Here is a 17,429-nt window from a genome sequence, read left to right on the forward strand (position 1 = left end):
CCTCATGGCAGGTCGGTTCCCCCGAGGAACAGCACGTCGTTGCAGCGCCGGATGCGCGCCCAGGTGCGGAGGACTCCGCGCCAGAGGCCGTACTTCTTCAGGGACTGGAGCCCGTACAGCGAGCACGTGGGCGTGTAGATGCACTGCCGCTTCCAGCGGTGGGGCACCCCGTGGCGGTACAGCAGGACGAGCCCCACCGCGACGAGGCACAGCGGGTTGAGCCACCAGGGCAGGCGCGTGGGCTGGGGCGCGGGCGCGGCCTGGAGCTCGCGGGCCTCCTCGGGGAAGAGGGCGAGGGCGGAGTAGGGGTTGCCCTCCCAGGGCGGCGGTTCGGCCCGCGCGGGCGGGTGGCCCGGGCTCATTCCTGCTTCGTCCGCTCGAAGACGCACACCAGCCAGGAGCCCGTCGCGGTGCCACAGCCCTTGGTCGCGGTGACGGCGCGGTATTCGCTGGAGTGCAGCTTCCAGCCCTGCGCGGCGTAGTTGTTGAGGAACTTCGCGAAGTCGCCGCAGCGCTTGGGGTTCCAGCCCGGGTCCGTGGAGTTGCAGCCGGGGGCGGGCGGGACAAAGGCATCCACGTGATACTCGTACATCCAGGGCTCCTTCGGGGTGTCTGGGATTGGCGGCGGATGCTGTCTCAGGCCGGCCGCGTGGCAAGAATTCATGCTTCACTCCAGTGCGTGGGTTTGGCCATACCCCGTGCGTGGGATGGCTCGGACCTCGACGGGCCGGCAGGCTCGCGTGGGACGCCGCGTATGGGGTTCGCGTGCCTGCCTGGAGGACGGACTGGGGGGCCGGTGGCGGAGCCGCCTGGCTCCAGCAGGGGACCTCCGCCGGGTAGGATGCGGGGCTGGCCTCATCGTGGAGGATGGACGCATGTCGAAGCCGCTGAAAGTCGTGAACGCAGTGCTGGACGCGGGCTTCGAGGGCCTGGGGCCGCTGTGCAGCGCGACGGGGCTGGCGGACGAGTATCTGCGCGACACGCGCTACGCGGACCACGAAGCGCGCATCGATTCGCTCATCCACTGGGAGACGGGGAAGCTGTTCACCACGGGCTTCCTGTCCGGGCTGGGCGGTCTGCTCACCCTGCCGGTGTCCCTGCCCGCGGGCCTGGGCGTGTCGTGGATGGTGCAGGCGCGGCTGGTGGGCGCCATCGCTCGCATCCACGGGCACGACGTGGAGGAGGACCGCGTGCGGACCCTCACGCTGCTGGCCATCGTGGGGGACATTGGCAAGGAAGTGGTGAAGCAGGCCGGTATCGAGATCAGCCAACAGTTGGGCATGCGCGCGCTGGAGGCTGTGCCAATGCATGCGCTGAGCAGCATCAACCGCGCGGTGGGCTTCCGGTTGGTGAGCAAGGCGTCGCAGAAGGGCGTCGTGAACCTGTCCAAGGTGGTGCCGCTGGCCGGTGGGCTGGTGGGCGGCGCGGTGGATGCGCTCGCGTGCCGCGCGGTGGGGGCCACGGCCCGGCGGTTGTTCGCGCCAGGACCGGGGGCCTTGGTGCCCGTGTCGCCTGGATGACCGGGCGCGGGGCTTGTCGTTGACGGTGGGCCTTCGCGCTGGAGTCATCCGGGCGCATGGGCCGACTCCTTGTCCTCCTCGTCGCGCTGGGCCTCGTTGGTGGAGGCTGCCGGCGCTCGTCCGAGGAGGCGGGCACCGCGGGCCGCACTCGCATCGTCTTCAAGTTCCAGCCGCTGTGGGGTGACCCGAAGCCGTTCCGTGAGCTGCTGGCGCAGTATGAGCGCGCCAATCCGGGCGTGGAGCTGGTGACGGAGGCGCTGCCGAATTCGTCGGACCTGGCGCACCAGTTCTTCCTCACGTCGTTGCAGGGCGGGGCCACGGACTTCGACGTGCTGGTGGCGGACGTCGTCTGGGTGCCGGAGTTCGCTCGCGCGGGCTGGGTGGCGGACCTGTCCGAGGACTTTCCTCCCGAGCGCCTGCGCCAGGAGTTCCTGCCCGGACCGGTGGACGCCGTCGTGATGAACGGGCGCACGTACGCGGTGCCCTGGTACGTGGACGTGGGCGTCCTCTACTACCGCAAGGACCTGGTGCCTCGCGCGCCGCGCACCTACGAGGAGCTGCGGCGCTTCACCCGCGACGCGATGGCGAAGACGCCCGGCATCCAGGGTTATGTGTGGCAGGGCCGGCAATATGAAGGCCTGACCTGCAACGTGTACGAGGCCATCTGGGGCCACGGTGGGCAGTCGTTGGGCAAGGACGGGCGCGTGCTCCTGGAGACGGAGCCCGCTCGCGAGGCGCTGACGTACCTGCATGGGCTCATCGCGGACGGGCTGTCGCCGCAGACGGTCACGGGCTTTGGCGAGGAGGAGTCGCGGCGCGTGTTCCAGGAGGGCCGCGCGGTGTTCATGCGCAACTGGCCCTATGCATGGAGCGAGGCGCAGGCGGAGGGTTCTCCCATCCGGGGCAAGGTGGGCATCGCGCCGCTGCCGACGAAGGATGGACAGCCGGGGTGGGGGACGCTGGGCGGGTGGCAGCTCGCGGTGAACGCGCATGTGTCGCCCGCGCGCAGGAAGGCGGCGGCCCGGCTCATCGCGCACCTGACGTCCCCGGAGGCGAACCGCGTGCTGGCGCTGCACTACGCGCGCAACCCGCCACGGATGGCGCTGTATGACGACTCGGAGCTGCGCGCGGAGGAGCCGTTCATCGCGAGCCTGAAGGAGGCGCTGGTGCGGGCTCGCCCCCGGCCGGTGACGCCGTACTACCTGCTCATCGCGGATGTGTTGCAGAGCGAGTTCTCCGCAGCCGTGGCGGGCCTGCGGACTCCAGAGGTAGCGCTCACGCGCGCGCAAAAGCAGGTGGATCACCTGACCGGTGAGCAGCCTCCGGAGGAGGAATGAGGGGCGTGGGTTCGCAGGCGCGGGAGCGGCGGCAGGCGTACCTGCTGGTGGCGCCGGCCGTGTTGGTGCTGGCCGTGGTGGCGCTGTACCCGGTGCTGGCGGCGATATGGCTGAGCCTGCACCGCTTCATCCTGGTGTTCGGCGAGCGGCGCTTCACGGGGCTGGAGAACTACGTCTACCTGCTGGGGGACGCGCGCTTCTGGTCCGCGCTGGGGAACACGGCGTACTTCACGGCGGTGGCGGTGACGGTGGAGCTGCTGCTCGCGGTGCCGCTGGCGCTGCTGCTCAACCGCGCGTTCCCGGGGCGGGGCTTGTTGCGCGCGTCGGTGCTGGTGCCGTGGGCGATTCCCACGGTGGTGAGCGCTCGGCTGTGGGCGTGGATGTTCAACCCGGACTACGGGCTCATCAATCGGCTTTTGGGTGGGGCGGAGATCAACTGGCTGGGAGCGCCGGGGTATGCGTTGCACGCGGCCATCCTGGTGGACGTGTGGAAGACGACGCCCTTCGTGGCGCTGCTGGTGCTGGCGGGGCTGCAGGGCATTCCGGAGGACCTCTACAAGGCGGCGCGTGTGGACGGGGCGTCGGGGTGGCGGCAGTTCCGGTCCATCACGATTCCCTTGCTGAAGCCCGCGCTGCTGCTGGCGGTGCTGTTCCGGTCGCTGGACGCGTTCCGCGTGTTCGACGCCATCTACGTGCTGACGGAGGGCGGGCCCGCGAACACGACGGAGACGTTGAGCATCTACGCGTACAAGACGCTGATGCGTTCTGGAGACTTCGGGTACGGCAGCACGCTGTCGGTGGCGACGTTCCTGGGCGTGGTGCTGCTGGCGGTGGTGTGGCTGCGCTGGCTGGGGCGCGAGGAGGGGCGGCGATGAAGCGGCCGGGGCTGGGCACGGCGCTGGCCGTGGTGGCGTTCCTCACGTTCTTCCTGGGGCCGTTCCTGTGGCAGGTGCTCACGAGCCTGTGGCCGGACGGGGAGCTGACCCGGCCGTGGCCTTCGCACCTGACGGGGGCGAACTACGAGAGCGTGTTGTTCGGGCGGCCGTTCCTGTGGGCGGTGTTGAACTCGCTGGTGGTGGCGACGCTGACGACGGTGTTCTGCCTCACGGTGGGCGCGTCCGCGGCGTTCGCGCTGGCGAAGCTGGAGTTCCGGGGGAGGGGACTGCTGCTGTCCGCGGCGCTGGGCGTGTCGATGTTCCCGCCCATCGCGACGGTGAGCCCGCTGTACCTCATCCTCAACGCCGTGGGGCTGCGGGACAGCCTGGTGGGGTTGGCGCTGCCGTACACGACGTTCGCGCTGCCGTTGACGCTGTGGGTGCTGACGTCGTTCTTCCGCCAGCTGCCGGACGAGCTGTACCGGGCAGCGCGAGTGGATGGGTGCACGCCGGTGGGGGCGTTCCGAAGGGTGCTGTTGCCCCTGGCGGCGCCAGGGTTGGCGACGACGGCCATCCTGGTCTTCATCTTCGCGTGGAACGAGTTCCTCTACGCGCTGACGTTCCTGTCCACGCCGGAGAAGCGCACGGTGCCGGTGGCCATCAGCCTCTTCGCCAGTGAGTACAAGGAACCGTGGGGAGAGATCGCCGCCGCGTCGGTGGTGGCGACGTTGCCGCTGGTGGTGCTCACGGTGCTGTTCCAGCGGCGCATCGTGTCCGGGCTCACGGCTGGCGCGGTGAAGGAGTAGGCCTAGGGGCGGCTTCGCGCTCGGGGCAGCCAGTAGTCCGGCCGGCGGCGCAAGTGCGCGACGGCGAGCACCACTACGTCCTCGTCGCGGACGAGGTAGGGCAGGGCGAAGGGATATTCCGGAAGCAGGAAGCGACGGATGGGCGGCGTGTGACGGAGGTCCGGCCAGTAGGGCCAGCGGTCTGGATGCTCGTTAATGGAGGTCATTGCTTGATGCATGACTCCAACAAAGTGGCTACCGAGTCCTGTGCGTTGGTTCTCGTACCACTTGGCGACCTTGAGCATCTCCGGCTTGGCGGCGTGATGCAGTCGGGTGCGCATGGGAGCACCTATCGCCGCATTCGCTCCAACTCCTCATTCACTTGTTTTCGTACGTCGTCCCAATCGAGGAGCTCCGCTGTGCCGTCCAGGACCTCTTGGGCGCGGCGGCTGATTTCCTCGCCCCAGGCCGCCTCGGCATCCGAGGCTTCCACGCCTTCATCCAGGCTGTCGAGCAGGTCATGAGCGAGCCGTCTGCGGTCCTCCGGTGAGAGTCGCAGGGCCTGGGCAAGCAACTGGTCTCGGGTCGCCATCTTCCTCATTCTAGCTCCTCCATGCGTCACGCGCTCGTTCGGCGGAGGAACCTTCCTACCTGGAGGGTCTGACAGCTACCGGCCTACCGCTTCGACCTCCGCCCAGAGGCGCTTGCCTTCGAGCGCAGTGTCGAGCGGCGCCCGTCGCTCCGAGATGCGCAGGAGCACGGCGGCCAGTTGGTCCAGGTGCATGGGCTTCAGGTGGTGCAGCAGCGGCAGCTTGCCCAGCGTGTGCAGGATGCCGGGCGGCGCGTGGTATTCGCCCTCCAGCGCGGGCGGGCGCACCATGGTGTAGGGGATGCCGCTCTCGCGGACGATGCGCTCCGCTTCCGCCTTGGCCTTGAGGTACGCGCCCACCGGGCTTCCCGCTCCCACCGACGTGAGCAATACGAAGTGGTCCACCCCCGCCGCCTTCGCCGCGTCCACCAGCTGCCGCGTGGTGCCGATGTCGCTCGACTCGTAGGTGTCCCCCGCCGCGAAGCGCTTGCGCATCGTGCCGATGAGCTGGAGCACCGTGGTGCTGCCCTTCATCGCCTCCACCAGCGCGGGCCCGTCCGCCAGCTCCAGCACCGCCTTCTTCGGCCAGTGTTTCGCGGGCTCCGTGTTCGCGCTCTTGGGCCGGACGTGCGGCGTCACGGATACGCCCTGGGCCAGGGCCTGCCGCATCAGCGTGCGGCCCGTCGCGCCCGTGGCGCCCGCGACGAAGAGATGACGAGGCGCTGCGCTGCTCATGGTGATGCCTCCCGGCCGCGAACCTCGCGGCCCCTGGGAGCGCTTCTTGAGCACACGGCCCGCTCCTTGCCCACTGTTTCCAGGGGCCACGCGTGAAAGCGGACAGCCGGCCTTCAGCGGTTCGCCTGCTCGGCCTGGACCTCGCGCGCCTTCGTGAGGTCGTCCAGGAAGATGGCCTCCAGCTGGCGTGCCGCCTCCACGTCCTCCAGGACCAGCGAACCTTCTTCCAGCAGGTTGAACGACAGCGCGTCGTAGTTGATGGACCCCACCAGCACGAGCCGGTCATCCACCAGCATCGTCTTCGCGTGCATCATCGACGGCTGGTACTCCCAGAGGCGCACGCCCGCCGCCCGCAGCGTGTCGTAGCTCTGGCGCTGGAGCACCGTGATGGCCCGCTGATCATTCTTGTCCCCCGGCGCCAGCACCCGCACGTCCACGCCCGCGCGTGCCTTCTCCACCAGCAGCGCCGTCAGTGCGTCGTTGGGCGTGAAGTACGCCTGCGAAATCCACAGCCGCTTCTTCGCCGCCTTCACCATCAGCTGCGTCAGCCGCTCCGCGCGCGTCACCTCCGGGTTCGCCGTGCTGCTGACGAAGGCCGCCCAGCCTTCTCCTGCCGCATCCAGGCCCGGCTGCTCCACCGACAACGTGGGGAAGTCCGTCTGGGGCAGGAGCTCGCCCGTCGACTCCTGCCAGTTCTCCGCGAACGCCTGCTGGAGCTGCGCCACCACCGGGCCCTGGACCCGCACGTTGGTGTCGCGCCATTCCTTTTCATTGCGCGCGTCGCCCAGCCACTCGTCCTGGATGGCGAGCCCGCCGGTGATGGCCACCTTGCCGTCCACCACGAGAATCTTGCGGTGGTTGCGCGCCAGGTTCTCGTCCGCCGGCAGCGGGCGGAACAGGTGGGCTTCGCAGCCGGCTGCTTCCAGCCGGGGCTTCACCTCCGTCTCGAAGGGGCCGCTGCCCAGCGGATCCACCAGCACGCGGCATTGCACGCCCTTCCGGGCACGCGCGGCCAACGCTTCAATCATCCGGTCGGACGCACGGCCCGGCCGCCAGATGAACATCACGATGTGGATGGAGGCGCGGGCCCGGCCGATTTCTTCCACCATCACGTCGAATACGGCGCCGTTGTTCGCCCACCGGATGCGGTTGCGCGGTTCCATCCGCACGCCCGTCGTCTGGTACAGCGCCGATGCGAAGCCCGCCCCACGCGAACCCACCTGCCCCGTGAGCTGGAATGGACGTGACGACTCCTTCGTGTTGCACGCGGACGGACATCCCGCGAGCAGCAACGCCCCCATCATTCCCCCCAACCATCGTCCGCCCTTGCTCACGCCCGTTGCCCGCGCCTCCTGACCTTCAGGGGTAGGCACCCCCGGGTGACGTGTCACCCGTGAGCGCGAGACGAGTGTTCTCTGTCCACGGAGTGAGTGTGCGCACAGGGCGGTGAGGTAGGTATGTCGATCCTCCGCGACGTGGGCCGTCTTTTTCGACGAAACCCCCGCTGTCCCCCGAAAGGTCTCCGTCCCATGGCCCGCTACCTGATGCTGCTGCACGAGAACCCCGCCCACTTCGCCGCCATGTCCCCCGCCGAGCTACAGGCCATCGTGGAGGAGTACGCCCGGTGGAGTGACGGGCTGCTCCAGGAGGGCCGCCTGCTCCAGGGCGAGAAGCTGCGCGACGAGGGCGGCCGGCGCCTGAAAGAGCAGGGCGGACAGGTGCTCGTGTCGGACGGGCCGTACGCGGAGGTGAAGGACGTGGTGGGCGGCCTCTTCATCCTGTCCGCGGATTCGTATGACGCCGCCGTGGCACTGGCCCGGACGTGTCCACACCTGCGCTACGGCGGTGAGGTCGAGCTTCGCGCCATCGAAGAGGTCTGACGGCGTGTCCTCCGCGACGCAGGTGCTGGAGCTGGCCTTCCGCCAATGGTCCGCGGGGCTCGTCGCGGCCGTGGCCCGGCGCGTGGGGCTGGGGCGGTTGGACCTGGCGGAGGACTCGGTGCAGTTCGCCATGCTCCAGGCGGCTCGGACGTGGGGCTTCCACGGCATTCCCGAGCAGCCGCGCGCGTGGCTGCTGCGCGTGGCGCTGAACCGGCTGACGGACCTCTTGCGGCAGCGCGCGCCGGAGGTGCCGGAGGAATCGGAATCCGAGGAGGAGGCCGGGCCTCCGGAGGAACCCACGCGCTTCGCGGCGGAGCTTCCGGATGATGCGCTGCGGTTGCTCTTCGCGTGCTGTCATCCGGCGCTCTCCCGCGAGATGCAGGTGACGCTCACGTTGAAGGTGGCGTGTGGCTTCTCCGTACGCGAGGTCGCCGCCGCGCTGCTCGCGGACGAGCCCACCGTGGCGCAGCGGTTGGTGCGCGCGAAGCGGACGCTGCGCTCCTGCCGCGCCACGCTGGAGGTGCCTTCTCCGGAGGTGCTGCCGGAGCGGCTGGGCGCGGTGCACGCCGCGCTCTACCTGCTCTTCAACGAAGGCTACGAAGCCTCCGAGGGCCATGACCTGTCCCGCGCGGAGCTGTGCTCAGAGGCACTGCGTCTGGCGGAGGTGTTGCTGTCGCACGCGGGGACCACGACGCCGGAGGGCCATGCGTTGGCGGCGCTGTTCTGCTTCCGCACCGCGGGGCTTCCGGGGCGCGTGGATGCGCGGGGCGCGTTCGTGCCGCAGGAGGCGCGAACCGGGACGGAGCCGTCGCCCCTCTTGATGGCGCGAGGGCTCTGGCACCTGCGTGCTTCCATGGGGACGGTGCTGACGCCGCTGCACCCGGAAGCGGAGATTGCCCTCATGCATGCGAAGACGTCCACGCCGGGGCCGGAGGACAGCGCCCGGTTGCTGCGGCTCTACGATGCGCTGCTTGCACTCAAGCCGTCGCCCATCGTCGCGCTGGGGCGGGTGGTGGCGCTGTCACGCGTGCGCGGGCCGGCCGAGGCGCTGGCGGCGTTGGGGCTCTTGCGCTCGGAGGCCGTGCTGCGGCGCTATCCGTATCGCTTCGCCGTGGAGGGCATGCTGCTGGAACAGGTAGGGGCGCGGGCCAGGGCGGCGGATTGCTTCCGTCAGGCCGCGGCGCTGGCGCGGACGCCTCCGCAACGCGAGTACCTGCTCTCCCGGGCCCGAGCCTGCGAGTAGGAGGCTGCGTGCTACCGTCCCGCTCCGTCGAGACACCGGGAGCGGACATGGCGTTGAGCACGTCGGATGACTTCAAGTCGGACCTGGGCATGGAGCCCCGCCACCTGCTGCCCATCGTGTCGCGATTGAATGACTTCATCCGGCCGTTCTGCGCCGCGCTCGATGCGTTCCATGCGGACTGGAGCGGTTGGGGCAAGGCCTCGTACTTCTTCACGGGCAAGCAGGCGTGGGTGGACGCGAAGCTGAAGGCGCTCGATACGGCGGAGCACCTGCTGTACCGGCTCTGCGACCTGGAGCAGGAGCGGCTCGCGCATTCCAGGGCGTCGCGGCTGCTGTTGATGCGGCTCCTCGTGGAGATCCAGGAGACGCACATCGAGATGGTGGACTACGTCCACGTGAACAGCCTGAAGCTCTTCACGCCGGACCGCGGGACGCTGGGGACCGCCGTGTTGAATCAGCTGGACGCGGACTGGGATGCGCTGCGCAACGGCACGGGCGCGGTGAAGCTGCCCACGGGGGCGCAATACGCGCGCGGCAACCGCGAGGTGCGCGCCATCCACGCGCGGCTGCTGTCCCGCCCGCATGGCCGGGAGTTGATGCGGTGGATCCTCGAGGACACGGAGGCGGATCCGGAGTGGCCGGTGACGCTGGTGTTGACCCAGGCGTTCACGCCCTCCGCCAACTTCCGGCAGAAGGTGGTGGTCAACAAGCAGCGGCTGCAGGCGACCTCCGATGAGCTCAATCGCCTGAAGGCCGAATACGAAGGGATGACCCAGGAGCTGTCCCGCATCGAGGAGTCCTCGCGGCGAGGCAGTGAGCCGTGGGGCGAGCTGCGCAGCCGCCTGGCGTCGACGTCCAAGCCCTACGCCGAGCTGACCGAGGCGCGTGAAGCGCTGAGCAAGCCCATGTTCGCGATGGAGGAGGAGCTCGGCTGGTACGACGAGGACGGCCACGGTGAGGACTACCTGTTGAGCGAACCTGCGCCGGGGCTCGCGGGCAAGCGCCCCACCGGGGGACGCGGCTCACAGCTCAGCCTGCGCTCCGGGCTGCGCGACAGCACGCAGCGCAACTACTCCCGCGACCAGCACCCCATCCCCGCGCCGGCGTTCATCGTGTACGGGCACGAGCTCATCCACATCCTGCAGAACCGCTACCCCACGCGGATGGTGTTGCAGCCCCTGAATTACACGACCGGGCACACGAAGCACGGCTACAGCAACACCACGGAGCACGAGACCATCCGAGCGCTGCGAAAGCTCCGCACGGACGCGCACCTGCCCTTCTACGAGAACCAGCTCCGCGACGAGCACCAGCTCACGAAGCGCAAGCACCACACGGGCACATCGGCTTTCGAGTTGGGCGAGACGGACTGAAGGGGCTGCCATGGCCTCCAGTTACCGGGAGCAGTGGATGGTGCGAAGTGGGACGGTCTTGCTGTTGCTGGCAGTGGTGCTGCTGGCCGCGGGATGTGCTTCCGCGCCGCATCCGCGGAGCTTGAGATACGCGCCGGGTGGAACGTCCGTCTTCTCCGGGCAGGAGCAAGGGTCGCCGCGCCGCCAGGGCACGCGTGACAGCGATGCATTGACGCGCGATGCAGTCCTCGCGGGCATTGCCGACGTGAAGGGCTCGCTCGGCGGCGTTGAAGCCGCGCTATCCAAGCTGGCGGACCGTCCACCACCTCTCTTGGGGTGGAGCCTCAAAGGCGTCTTCACCCGCTACCTCGACCATGGCTCCAGTCAGGTGAAGTGGATGAAGGGTGCGCTCGGGAGCGCCACCGCGCTGACACGCGCGGCCACGGAGGTGGGGGACTCGAACATGGAGCAGGGCCTCCTGCGCATGACGGGGCCGAAGCTCCAGTCGGCCCTGTTCGGGACGCTTCTGTTGGCCACCTGGGTGGACTTCCTCCACCTCGCGGACGCCGTGCTCCGGAACTGTCCGACGTGCAGCGTCGAGAAGCTCTTCGTCGACCTGCATCGTGTGCAGGAGTTGATGGAGCCTGTGCTGGCGGACCTCGCCTCCCAGGATCCGGAGCGGGTGGAGGCGGCGGCGGTTGCGATGCCCGAGTTGATGGGGAAGCTGACCCGTGAATTCGACGCGATTCATCGCGAGGCTCGCGCGAGCATGAAGCTCGGTGGGCAGGTTCTCGCGGCGGTGCGGGCGGTGGAGATGGTCGCCATGATCTCCACGCTGAAGGTGTCGCTGCCGCGGCTGCCTCCCTCGGCACCTGCGACGCTGGGCGTGGGCTTCGTGATGAGCTCGGGTGGAGTCATGACGGGCTCGCGGCTGGTGGTCTCCGCCGAGTGGGTGGAGATGATGCGGCGGCTCGTGCGGGCGGGCGTCATCTCCGTCCCCGCCGTCAGCTCCGCCGTCCTCATCCACGGCGGACAGGTGCTGATGGCGCAAGCGCCTCACGACCTGCCCAAGGGCGTGCGTGAAGCACTGGGTGACAGCCCCGAAGTTCGTGCGATGCACGAAACCGGCAGAGCGGGGGCGGGCATGTCCGATGCCCCGAAGCATCATGTGCTGCCTCAAGAGCACCGTGAGTGGTTCGAGCGGCGCGGATTCAAGGGCGACATGGACATCAACCAGTTCTGTGTCCGGATGGAGCGGGCGCACCACGAAGCGATTCACGGTGGGGGGAACTGGAAGCAGGGACGCAAGTGGCCCGGCGAGTGGAATCGGATGATCATGGAAGCATTGAGTGAAGCTGAAGTGGAAGTTGGCCGCATGCTGACGCGAAATGAGGTCCTGAACATTGTCGCGTCTCGGATGCAGCGCTACGACATCCCAATGAAGTTCATTCAATGGGGACCGCGATGACCGACGGCCGTTCTTGGCAAGGCAACTGGAAGGCCCGCCTTTATGAGCGTGTGCGCGAACGCGGCTTCAGCTCGCTGACAGCCTTCGCCGAGGCGCGGCCTGCCGTTTCGCTGAATCAGCTTGCCGAGGAACTTGGCAAGGATGACATCGCTGGGGTGCAGGTGTTGGGTGGGTTGCATGCCGAGGCGGAGCAGCGCAAACAGGTCACACGTTTTGTGCGTGACGTGCTCGTGCGAGAACTCTCCGAGAGCCTCCCCCAGGGCTGGCCGGCTGTGATGGATGACGAAGCTCGTTTCCAGGTCGCGAAGGTGCTCGGCTGCTGGTCCGCTGATACTCCTGATACGCACAAAGAGCGGGTCAAACAGGCCCGAGCAGCCCTTCGCGTGAGTCCTCCGCCTCCCGGCTGGCGCCCACTGGGCCCTGACGACGAGCTGCTCCGCACGCTCCTCCCCGACGAAGAGGCGTGACTACTTGCGCGTATCCCCCGGAGGCGTGGCCACCACCTCGCGCCCCAGCTCCAGCATCGTGGCGCTCTCTGACGGATCCGGGCGCTTGTCCCGCAGCGTGACGAACTCCTCCGCCGCCGTGGGGTGAATCCCCACGGTGGCGTCGAGCTGCTTCTTCGTCACGCCGCACTTCAGCGCCACCGCGAGCCCCTGGATGATCTCCGGCGCGTCCGCTCCCACCATGTGGAAGCCCAGCACGCGCTCCGTGCCTCGCTCCACCACCACCTTCATCATCGACCGCTCATCCCGGCCCGTCAGCGTGTGCTGCATGGGCCGGAAGCTGGAGACATAGACGTCCACCTTGCCGTATCGCTCCATCGCCTCGCGCTCCGTGAGCCCCACCGTGCCCACGGGCGGCTGGCTGAACACGGCGGAAGGGACGTTCTCGTGGTCCATCGTCACCGGGTTGTTCCGGTACAGCGTCTCCACCATCGCGCGGCCTTCCGCGATGGCCACCGGCGTGAGGTTGAGCCGGTCCGTCACGTCCCCCACCGCGTAGATGCTCTCCACCGACGAGCGTGATTGCGCGTCCACCACCACCGCGCCGCGTTCGTTCAGCTTCACGCCCGCCTCCTCCAGGCCCAGGCCCTGCGTGTTGGGCACGCGGCCGGTGGAGTACAGCACCGCGTCCACCTCCAGCGTGTCCCCCATGCGCGTCAGCAGGCTGAGCGTGCCGTCCTCGCGCTTCTCGATGTCCTGGACGAACGTCTCCGGGCGGATGTCCACGCCCTTCTTGCGCATCTCCTGCGTCAGCGCCGCGCGGATGTCGTTGTCGAAGCCTCGCAGCACCGTGTCGCCGCGAATCAACATCGTCACCTTCGCGCCCAGCGCCGCGAAGATGCCCGCGAACTCCACGCCGATGTAGCCGCCTCCCACCACCGCCACCCGGCGCGGCAGCGTGGGCAACTCCAGCGCCTGCTCCGACGTGAGCGCGTGCTCGATGCCCGTTACCTCCGGCAGGTAGGGCCGCCCACCCGTGGCCACCAGGATGCGCTCCGCCGTGTAGCGCTTGCCCGCGACCTCCACCGTGTGCGCGTCCACCACCCGGCCCCGGCCCTCCACCAGCGTCACGCCCGCGTCGCGCAACAGCCGCCCGTAGATGCCCGTCAGCCGGTCCAGCTCCTTCGCCTTCACCGCCTGGAGCTTCTTCCAGTCCAGCGCGGGGCCGTTCACCGTCCAGCCGTAGCCGGCCGCGTCCTCCATGTCGTAGCGGTAGTGCGCCGCGTACACGAGCAGCTTCTTGGGCACGCACCCGCGCAGCACGCACGTGCCACCCACGCGCCCCTCCTCGCAGATGGCCACCTTCGCTCCGGAGGCCCCCGCTCGCCGGCTGGCCGCCACGCCGCCCGACCCCGCGCCCAATGTGAACAAGTCGAAGTCGTAGCCAGCCATCCGGTGTCCTCACTGCGTCAAAAGTGATGTTCCAGCGCTCCAGAGGGAAGGAACCCTGCCGGGCCCCGCCCGCCGGGTTGCTCCCCAGGGTCCGAAGCGCCTCCTGCTTCGGCTGCCCCTGACGCATTCAATCCCCCTCCCGCACGAGAAGGGGGGATATCCTTACCCGCGCGTAAGGGCGGCTCCCCCTCATGTCTCACCCCCCCTCCTGTCAGAACTCCCCCCGGGCGGATGCCCCGGATGCCGACACGTCTCCGGGCATGGATCCAGAAGTGGTGGGGCGCCGGTACCGCATCCTCGACCTGCTGGGGCGCGGCGGCGCGGGCACCGTGTGGCGCGCGCAGGACGGGCTGTCCGGGCCGGTGGCCCTCAAGCGGCTGCACAAGACGGTGGCGGACCTGGCTCGGCGGCCCGGCCGGGGCACCCCTTCCGCCTTCGCCACGCAGGGCATGGCGCTGTCCCTGGCCCATGAGTTCCAGACGCTGGTGTCGCTGCGCCACCCGCACGTCATCCGCGTGCTGGACTACGGCTTCGACGCCGAGGGCCGCCCCTACCTGGCCATGGACCTGCTGGAGGACGCGCGCACGCTGGTGGAGGCCGGCACGGACGCGCCCCTGGCGACGCAGGTGGGGCTGCTCATCCAGACGCTCCAGGCGCTCGCGTACCTGCACCGGCGCGGCATCATCCACCGCGACCTGAAGCCCGGGAACGTGCTCGTGGTGCGCGGCCAGGTGAAGGTGCTGGACTTCGGTCTGGCCGTGGGCCGCGACCAGCAGGGCCGCCGCGCGCAGCCCGCGGGCACTCCCGGCTACCTGGCCCCGGAGCTCTTCGAGGACCAGCCTCCGTCCGAGCTGACGGACCTGTTCGGCTTCGGCGCCATGGCGTGCCAGATGTTCTTCGGCCGGCTGCCCCACGCGGGCCAGGTGTTCGCGACGCCGGGCTTCTCGCCCGCGCTCAAGGCCCTGCTGGAGCAGCTGGTGGCGCCGGAGGCCCACCGCCGGCCGCGCGACGCGGAGGCCGTCATCACCGCGCTGAGCGACGCCGTGGGCCAGCCCCGGCCCGCCGAGTCCGCCGCCACGCGCGAGAGCTTCCTCCAGTCCGCGCGCTTCGTGGGCCGCGTGGCGGAGCGCGAGCATCTGACGGACGTGCTCGACGCGGCGCTCGCGGGCCAGGGCAGCGCGTGGCTCATTGGCGGCGAGAGCGGCGTGGGCAAGTCGCGCCTGCTGGAGGAGGTGCGCTCGCTGGCGCTGGTGCGCGGCGCGATGGTGCTGCGCGGCCAGGCGGTGGACACCGGCGGCGTGCCCTACCAGGAGTGGCGCGCGGTGCTGCGCTGGCTGCCCATGCTCACGGAGCTCTCCGACCGCGAGGCGCGAGTGCTCCGGCCGCTGGTACCGGACCTGGAGGCGCTGCTGGGCCGCGAGGTGCCCGCCGCTCCGGAGCTGGACGCGGACATGGCGCAGCTGCGCCTGCACCAGACGGTGGAGGACCTCTTCGCCCGCCTGTCGCAGCCCACCGTGGTCATCCTGGAGGACCTGCATCAGGCGCACGCCGAATCGCTCCAGCTCCTCGCGCAGCTCGCGGCGAGGGCGCCGGGGCTGCCGCTGCTGTTGCTCGTGAGCTTCCGCGACGACGAGTCCCCGCAGCTGCCGGAGCACCTGCCCGGCACCCGCGTGCTGCGGCTGCAACGGCTGAACGCGGAGGAGATCGCCCAGCTGGGTGAGTCCATGCTGGGCGCCGTCGGCCGCCGGCCCGACGTGGTGGAGCTGCTGCGCCGCGAGTCGGAGGGCAACCCGTTCCTGCTGGTGGAGGTGGTGCGCGCGCTGGCGGAGGACGCGGGCGGCCTGGACCGGCTGGGCGCCGTCGCGCTGCCCCAGCGCGTGTGGGCGGGCGGCATGCGCGCGCTGGTGCAGCGCCGGCTGGAGAAGGTGCCGCGGGACGCGCGGGAACTCTTGGGCGTGGCGGCGCTGCTGGGCCGGGAGCTGGACCTGGCGGTGCTGGAGCGGGCCGCGCCCGGCGTGGACGTGGAGGCGTGGCTCACCGACTGCGCGGCGGCGGCGGTGCTGGACGTGGCCGACGGCCGCTGGCGCTTCGCGCACGACAAGCTGCGCGAACGGTTGCTGGAGGACCTGTCCCCGGCGCTCCGGCCCGTGCTCCACCGGCGCGCGGCCCAGGCGCTGGAGGCGGCCCACCCCACGGGCCACGCCGCCGCGCTGTCGTACCACTGGGGACAGGCCGGGGACGTGGCTCGCGAAGCGCACCACGCGCGGCTCGCGGGCGAGGAGGCGCTGGCGGTGGGCGCGTGCCGGGAAGCGCTGCCATTGCTCTCGCGGGCGCTGGCGGTCGCGCCCCAGGCCACGCCGCTGGAGCGGGGCCGCGTGGAGGCGCTGCTGGCGGAGGCGCGCTTCCAGCTGGGAGACCTGGAGGCCTTCCGCGCGCACGCGGAGTCGGCGCTCGCGCACTTCGGCTGGCGCGTGCCCTCGTCTCGTGCGGCGTGGGTGCTGGGCACGCTGACGCAGGCGCTGGCGCGGCTGGCGCAGAGCGCACGGCCGGATGCGTACGTGGATGATTCCCGGCGGCGCCGGGAGACGCGGCGGGTGGCGGGCCGGCTGCTGATGCGGCTCACCGACGCGTTCATCTACGCGCAGGAGGCGCTGCCGGTGCTCTGGAGCGGTCTGCGCATGCTCAACCTGTGCGAGCCCGCGGGGCCCACGCCGGAGTTGGCGCGCGGCTACACGGTGATGGCGGTGGTGGCGGGCACGGTGCCGGTGCACCGCGTGGCGGACGCGTGGGTGAAGCGGGCGCAGGAGGTGGCTGAGAGCGTGGGCCGCCCGGCGGACCTGGCCTACGTGCTCAACCGCAACGCGGTGTGCGCGGTGTACCAGGCGCGCTGGCAGGACGTGGAGACGTGGCTTTCGCGAGCGACCGCCATCGTGGACTCGGTGGGGGACCTGCGGCTGGCGGAGGAGTGCCGCGCGCTGCTCACCGTGTCCGCCATGTACCGGGGCCAGTTCGCGCGGGGCCTGCCGCTGATGGACTGGCTGGAGGCGTCCGCGGTGCGCCGGGGCTCGGCGCAGACGCGGCACTGGGCCCAGCATTATCGCGCGCACATGCTGGTGCGGCTGGGTGAACACGCTCGGGCGCGCGTGGCGCTGGAGCCGGCGCTCGCGTGGACGGAGGCGCATGGCGGCGCCACCGACCGCATCATCGTGGACGGCACGCTGGCGCTCTTGTGTCTGCGCGAGGGCGACGCGGCGGGGGCTCGCGCGGCGGCGGAGAAGGCGCTGGTGCGGCTGTCCGCGGGCAAGCCGGTGGCGCACTTCGTCTACTTCGGCGCGACGGCGGTGGCGGAGGTGCTGCTCACGCTGTGGGCGCGCGAGACGCCCGGGCCTGGATTGCAGGCGCTCACGCACAGCGCTCGGGCCGCGCTCCAGGCGGTGGAGGGCTTCGCGCGGGTGTTCCCCTTCGGCGAGCCCGCCGCGTGGCTGTGGCGTGGCTGCGAGGCGTGGCTCGCGGGCAAGCACCGCAAGGCCTTCCGCGCGTGGAAGCGCTGCATCGCGGAGTCGGACGCGCGGGGCATGCCCTACGAGGCGGCGCGCGCGCGGTTGGAGTGGGCGCGGCGCCTGCCCGCGGACGACGCGGAGCGCGCGGAGTTGCTGCTTCGGGCGGCGGAGGACTTCACCCGGCTGGGGGCGCGCGATGACCTGGCGCGGACCCTGGCCGAACAGGGGACGGCAGGGTGACGAAACG

General features: G+C 70.3%; 17 protein-coding genes. 10 read left to right on the forward strand and 7 right to left on the reverse strand.

Features of this window, described 5'->3' with window-relative positions; genetic code table 11:
• Positions 1-2: 2 nt before the first annotated feature.
• Both yidD and D7X30_RS37900 read right to left on the reverse strand, forming a co-directional pair.
• Positions 3-362, reverse strand: a complete 360-nt coding sequence (gene yidD, locus D7X30_RS37895; RefSeq protein ID WP_120567858.1) for a membrane protein insertion efficiency factor YidD — start codon at positions 360-362, stop codon at positions 3-5.
• The gene (locus tag D7X30_RS37900; protein WP_158619458.1) at positions 359-592 is read right to left on the reverse strand and encodes a DUF4177 domain-containing protein; all 234 of its coding nucleotides are present in this window, start codon (positions 590-592) and stop codon (positions 359-361) included. Before D7X30_RS37900 ends, yidD begins: the two co-directional genes overlap by 4 nt.
• Positions 593-875: 283 nt before the next feature.
• Here D7X30_RS37900 and D7X30_RS37905 point away from each other — a divergent pair, with 283 nt between their 5' ends.
• From D7X30_RS37905 to D7X30_RS37920, 4 genes are read left to right on the forward strand one after another with little or no spacing between them, the layout of a single operon-like run.
• Positions 876-1,520: an EcsC family protein gene (locus tag D7X30_RS37905; protein ID WP_158619459.1), complete on the forward strand. Its 645-nt coding sequence runs from the start codon at positions 876-878 to the stop codon at positions 1,518-1,520.
• Positions 1,521-1,576: 56 nt separating this feature from the next.
• Positions 1,577-2,857, forward strand: coding sequence for an ABC transporter substrate-binding protein (locus D7X30_RS37910; protein ID WP_120567861.1), 1,281 nt, complete (start codon positions 1,577-1,579; stop codon positions 2,855-2,857).
• Positions 2,854-3,732, forward strand: a complete 879-nt coding sequence (locus tag D7X30_RS37915) for a carbohydrate ABC transporter permease (protein ID WP_120567862.1) — start codon at positions 2,854-2,856, stop codon at positions 3,730-3,732. Before D7X30_RS37910 ends, D7X30_RS37915 begins: the two co-directional genes overlap by 4 nt.
• Positions 3,729-4,538, forward strand: coding sequence for a carbohydrate ABC transporter permease (locus D7X30_RS37920; protein ID WP_014392992.1), 810 nt, complete (start codon positions 3,729-3,731; stop codon positions 4,536-4,538). Before D7X30_RS37915 ends, D7X30_RS37920 begins: the two co-directional genes overlap by 4 nt.
• Before the next feature lie 2 nt (positions 4,539-4,540).
• Here the strand turns inward: D7X30_RS37920 and D7X30_RS37925 are convergent, their stop codons facing one another.
• The 4 genes from D7X30_RS37925 to D7X30_RS37940 all read right to left on the reverse strand — a co-directional run bounded on the left by D7X30_RS37925 (position 4,541) and on the right by D7X30_RS37940 (position 7,175).
• The gene (locus tag D7X30_RS37925; protein ID WP_120567863.1) at positions 4,541-4,858 is read right to left on the reverse strand and encodes a type II toxin-antitoxin system RelE/ParE family toxin; all 318 of its coding nucleotides are present in this window, start codon (positions 4,856-4,858) and stop codon (positions 4,541-4,543) included.
• Between the two features lie 8 nt (positions 4,859-4,866).
• A complete protein-coding gene (locus D7X30_RS37930) occupies positions 4,867-5,109 on the reverse strand; it encodes an addiction module protein (RefSeq protein ID WP_199724664.1) in 243 nt (80 codons plus the stop codon).
• A 75-nt stretch (positions 5,110-5,184) separates the two neighbouring features.
• Entirely contained in the window at positions 5,185-5,841 is a 657-nt protein-coding gene (locus D7X30_RS37935; protein WP_120567908.1) for an NAD(P)-binding oxidoreductase, read from the reverse strand.
• A gap of 113 nt (positions 5,842-5,954) precedes the next feature.
• Entirely contained in the window at positions 5,955-7,175 is a 1,221-nt protein-coding gene (locus D7X30_RS37940) for a phosphatidylserine/phosphatidylglycerophosphate/cardiolipin synthase family protein (protein ID WP_233592055.1), read from the reverse strand.
• Between the two features lie 195 nt (positions 7,176-7,370).
• Between D7X30_RS37940 and D7X30_RS37945 the strand changes: the two genes are divergently transcribed.
• The 5 genes from D7X30_RS37945 to D7X30_RS37965 are packed head-to-tail and all read left to right on the forward strand — an operon-like array spanning position 7,371 to position 12,251.
• On the forward strand, positions 7,371-7,721 hold the full coding sequence (locus D7X30_RS37945; RefSeq protein ID WP_120567865.1) for a YciI family protein: 351 nt from the start codon (positions 7,371-7,373) through the stop codon (positions 7,719-7,721).
• A 4-nt stretch (positions 7,722-7,725) separates the two neighbouring features.
• Positions 7,726-8,964 carry an RNA polymerase sigma factor gene (locus D7X30_RS37950; protein ID WP_158619460.1) on the forward strand — a complete coding sequence of 413 codons (1,239 nt, stop codon included), beginning with the start codon at positions 7,726-7,728 and terminating at the stop codon, positions 8,962-8,964.
• 47 nt (positions 8,965-9,011) lie between these two features.
• Complete coding sequence (locus tag D7X30_RS37955; protein WP_120567867.1) at positions 9,012-10,337, forward strand: hypothetical protein; 1,326 nt, start codon at positions 9,012-9,014, stop codon at positions 10,335-10,337.
• Positions 10,338-10,347: 10 nt separating this feature from the next.
• Positions 10,348-11,784, forward strand: coding sequence for a DUF2380 domain-containing protein (locus D7X30_RS37960; protein ID WP_233592056.1), 1,437 nt, complete (start codon positions 10,348-10,350; stop codon positions 11,782-11,784).
• On the forward strand, positions 11,781-12,251 hold the full coding sequence (locus D7X30_RS37965) for an NUDIX hydrolase (RefSeq protein ID WP_120567911.1): 471 nt from the start codon (positions 11,781-11,783) through the stop codon (positions 12,249-12,251). Before D7X30_RS37960 ends, D7X30_RS37965 begins: the two co-directional genes overlap by 4 nt.
• Here D7X30_RS37965 and gor read toward each other — a convergent pair whose 3' ends face one another.
• A complete protein-coding gene (gene gor, locus D7X30_RS37970) occupies positions 12,252-13,682 on the reverse strand; it encodes a glutathione-disulfide reductase (protein WP_120567868.1) in 1,431 nt (476 codons plus the stop codon).
• A gap of 260 nt (positions 13,683-13,942) precedes the next feature.
• Between gor and D7X30_RS37975 the strand changes: the two genes are divergently transcribed.
• On the forward strand, positions 13,943-17,422 hold the full coding sequence (locus D7X30_RS37975; RefSeq protein ID WP_233592057.1) for a serine/threonine-protein kinase: 3,480 nt from the start codon (positions 13,943-13,945) through the stop codon (positions 17,420-17,422).
• The last annotated feature ends 7 nt before the right edge of the window (positions 17,423-17,429 follow it).

This window comes from Corallococcus sp. AB011P (assembly GCF_003611605.1).
GTDB lineage: Bacteria > Myxococcota > Myxococcia > Myxococcales > Myxococcaceae > Corallococcus > Corallococcus coralloides.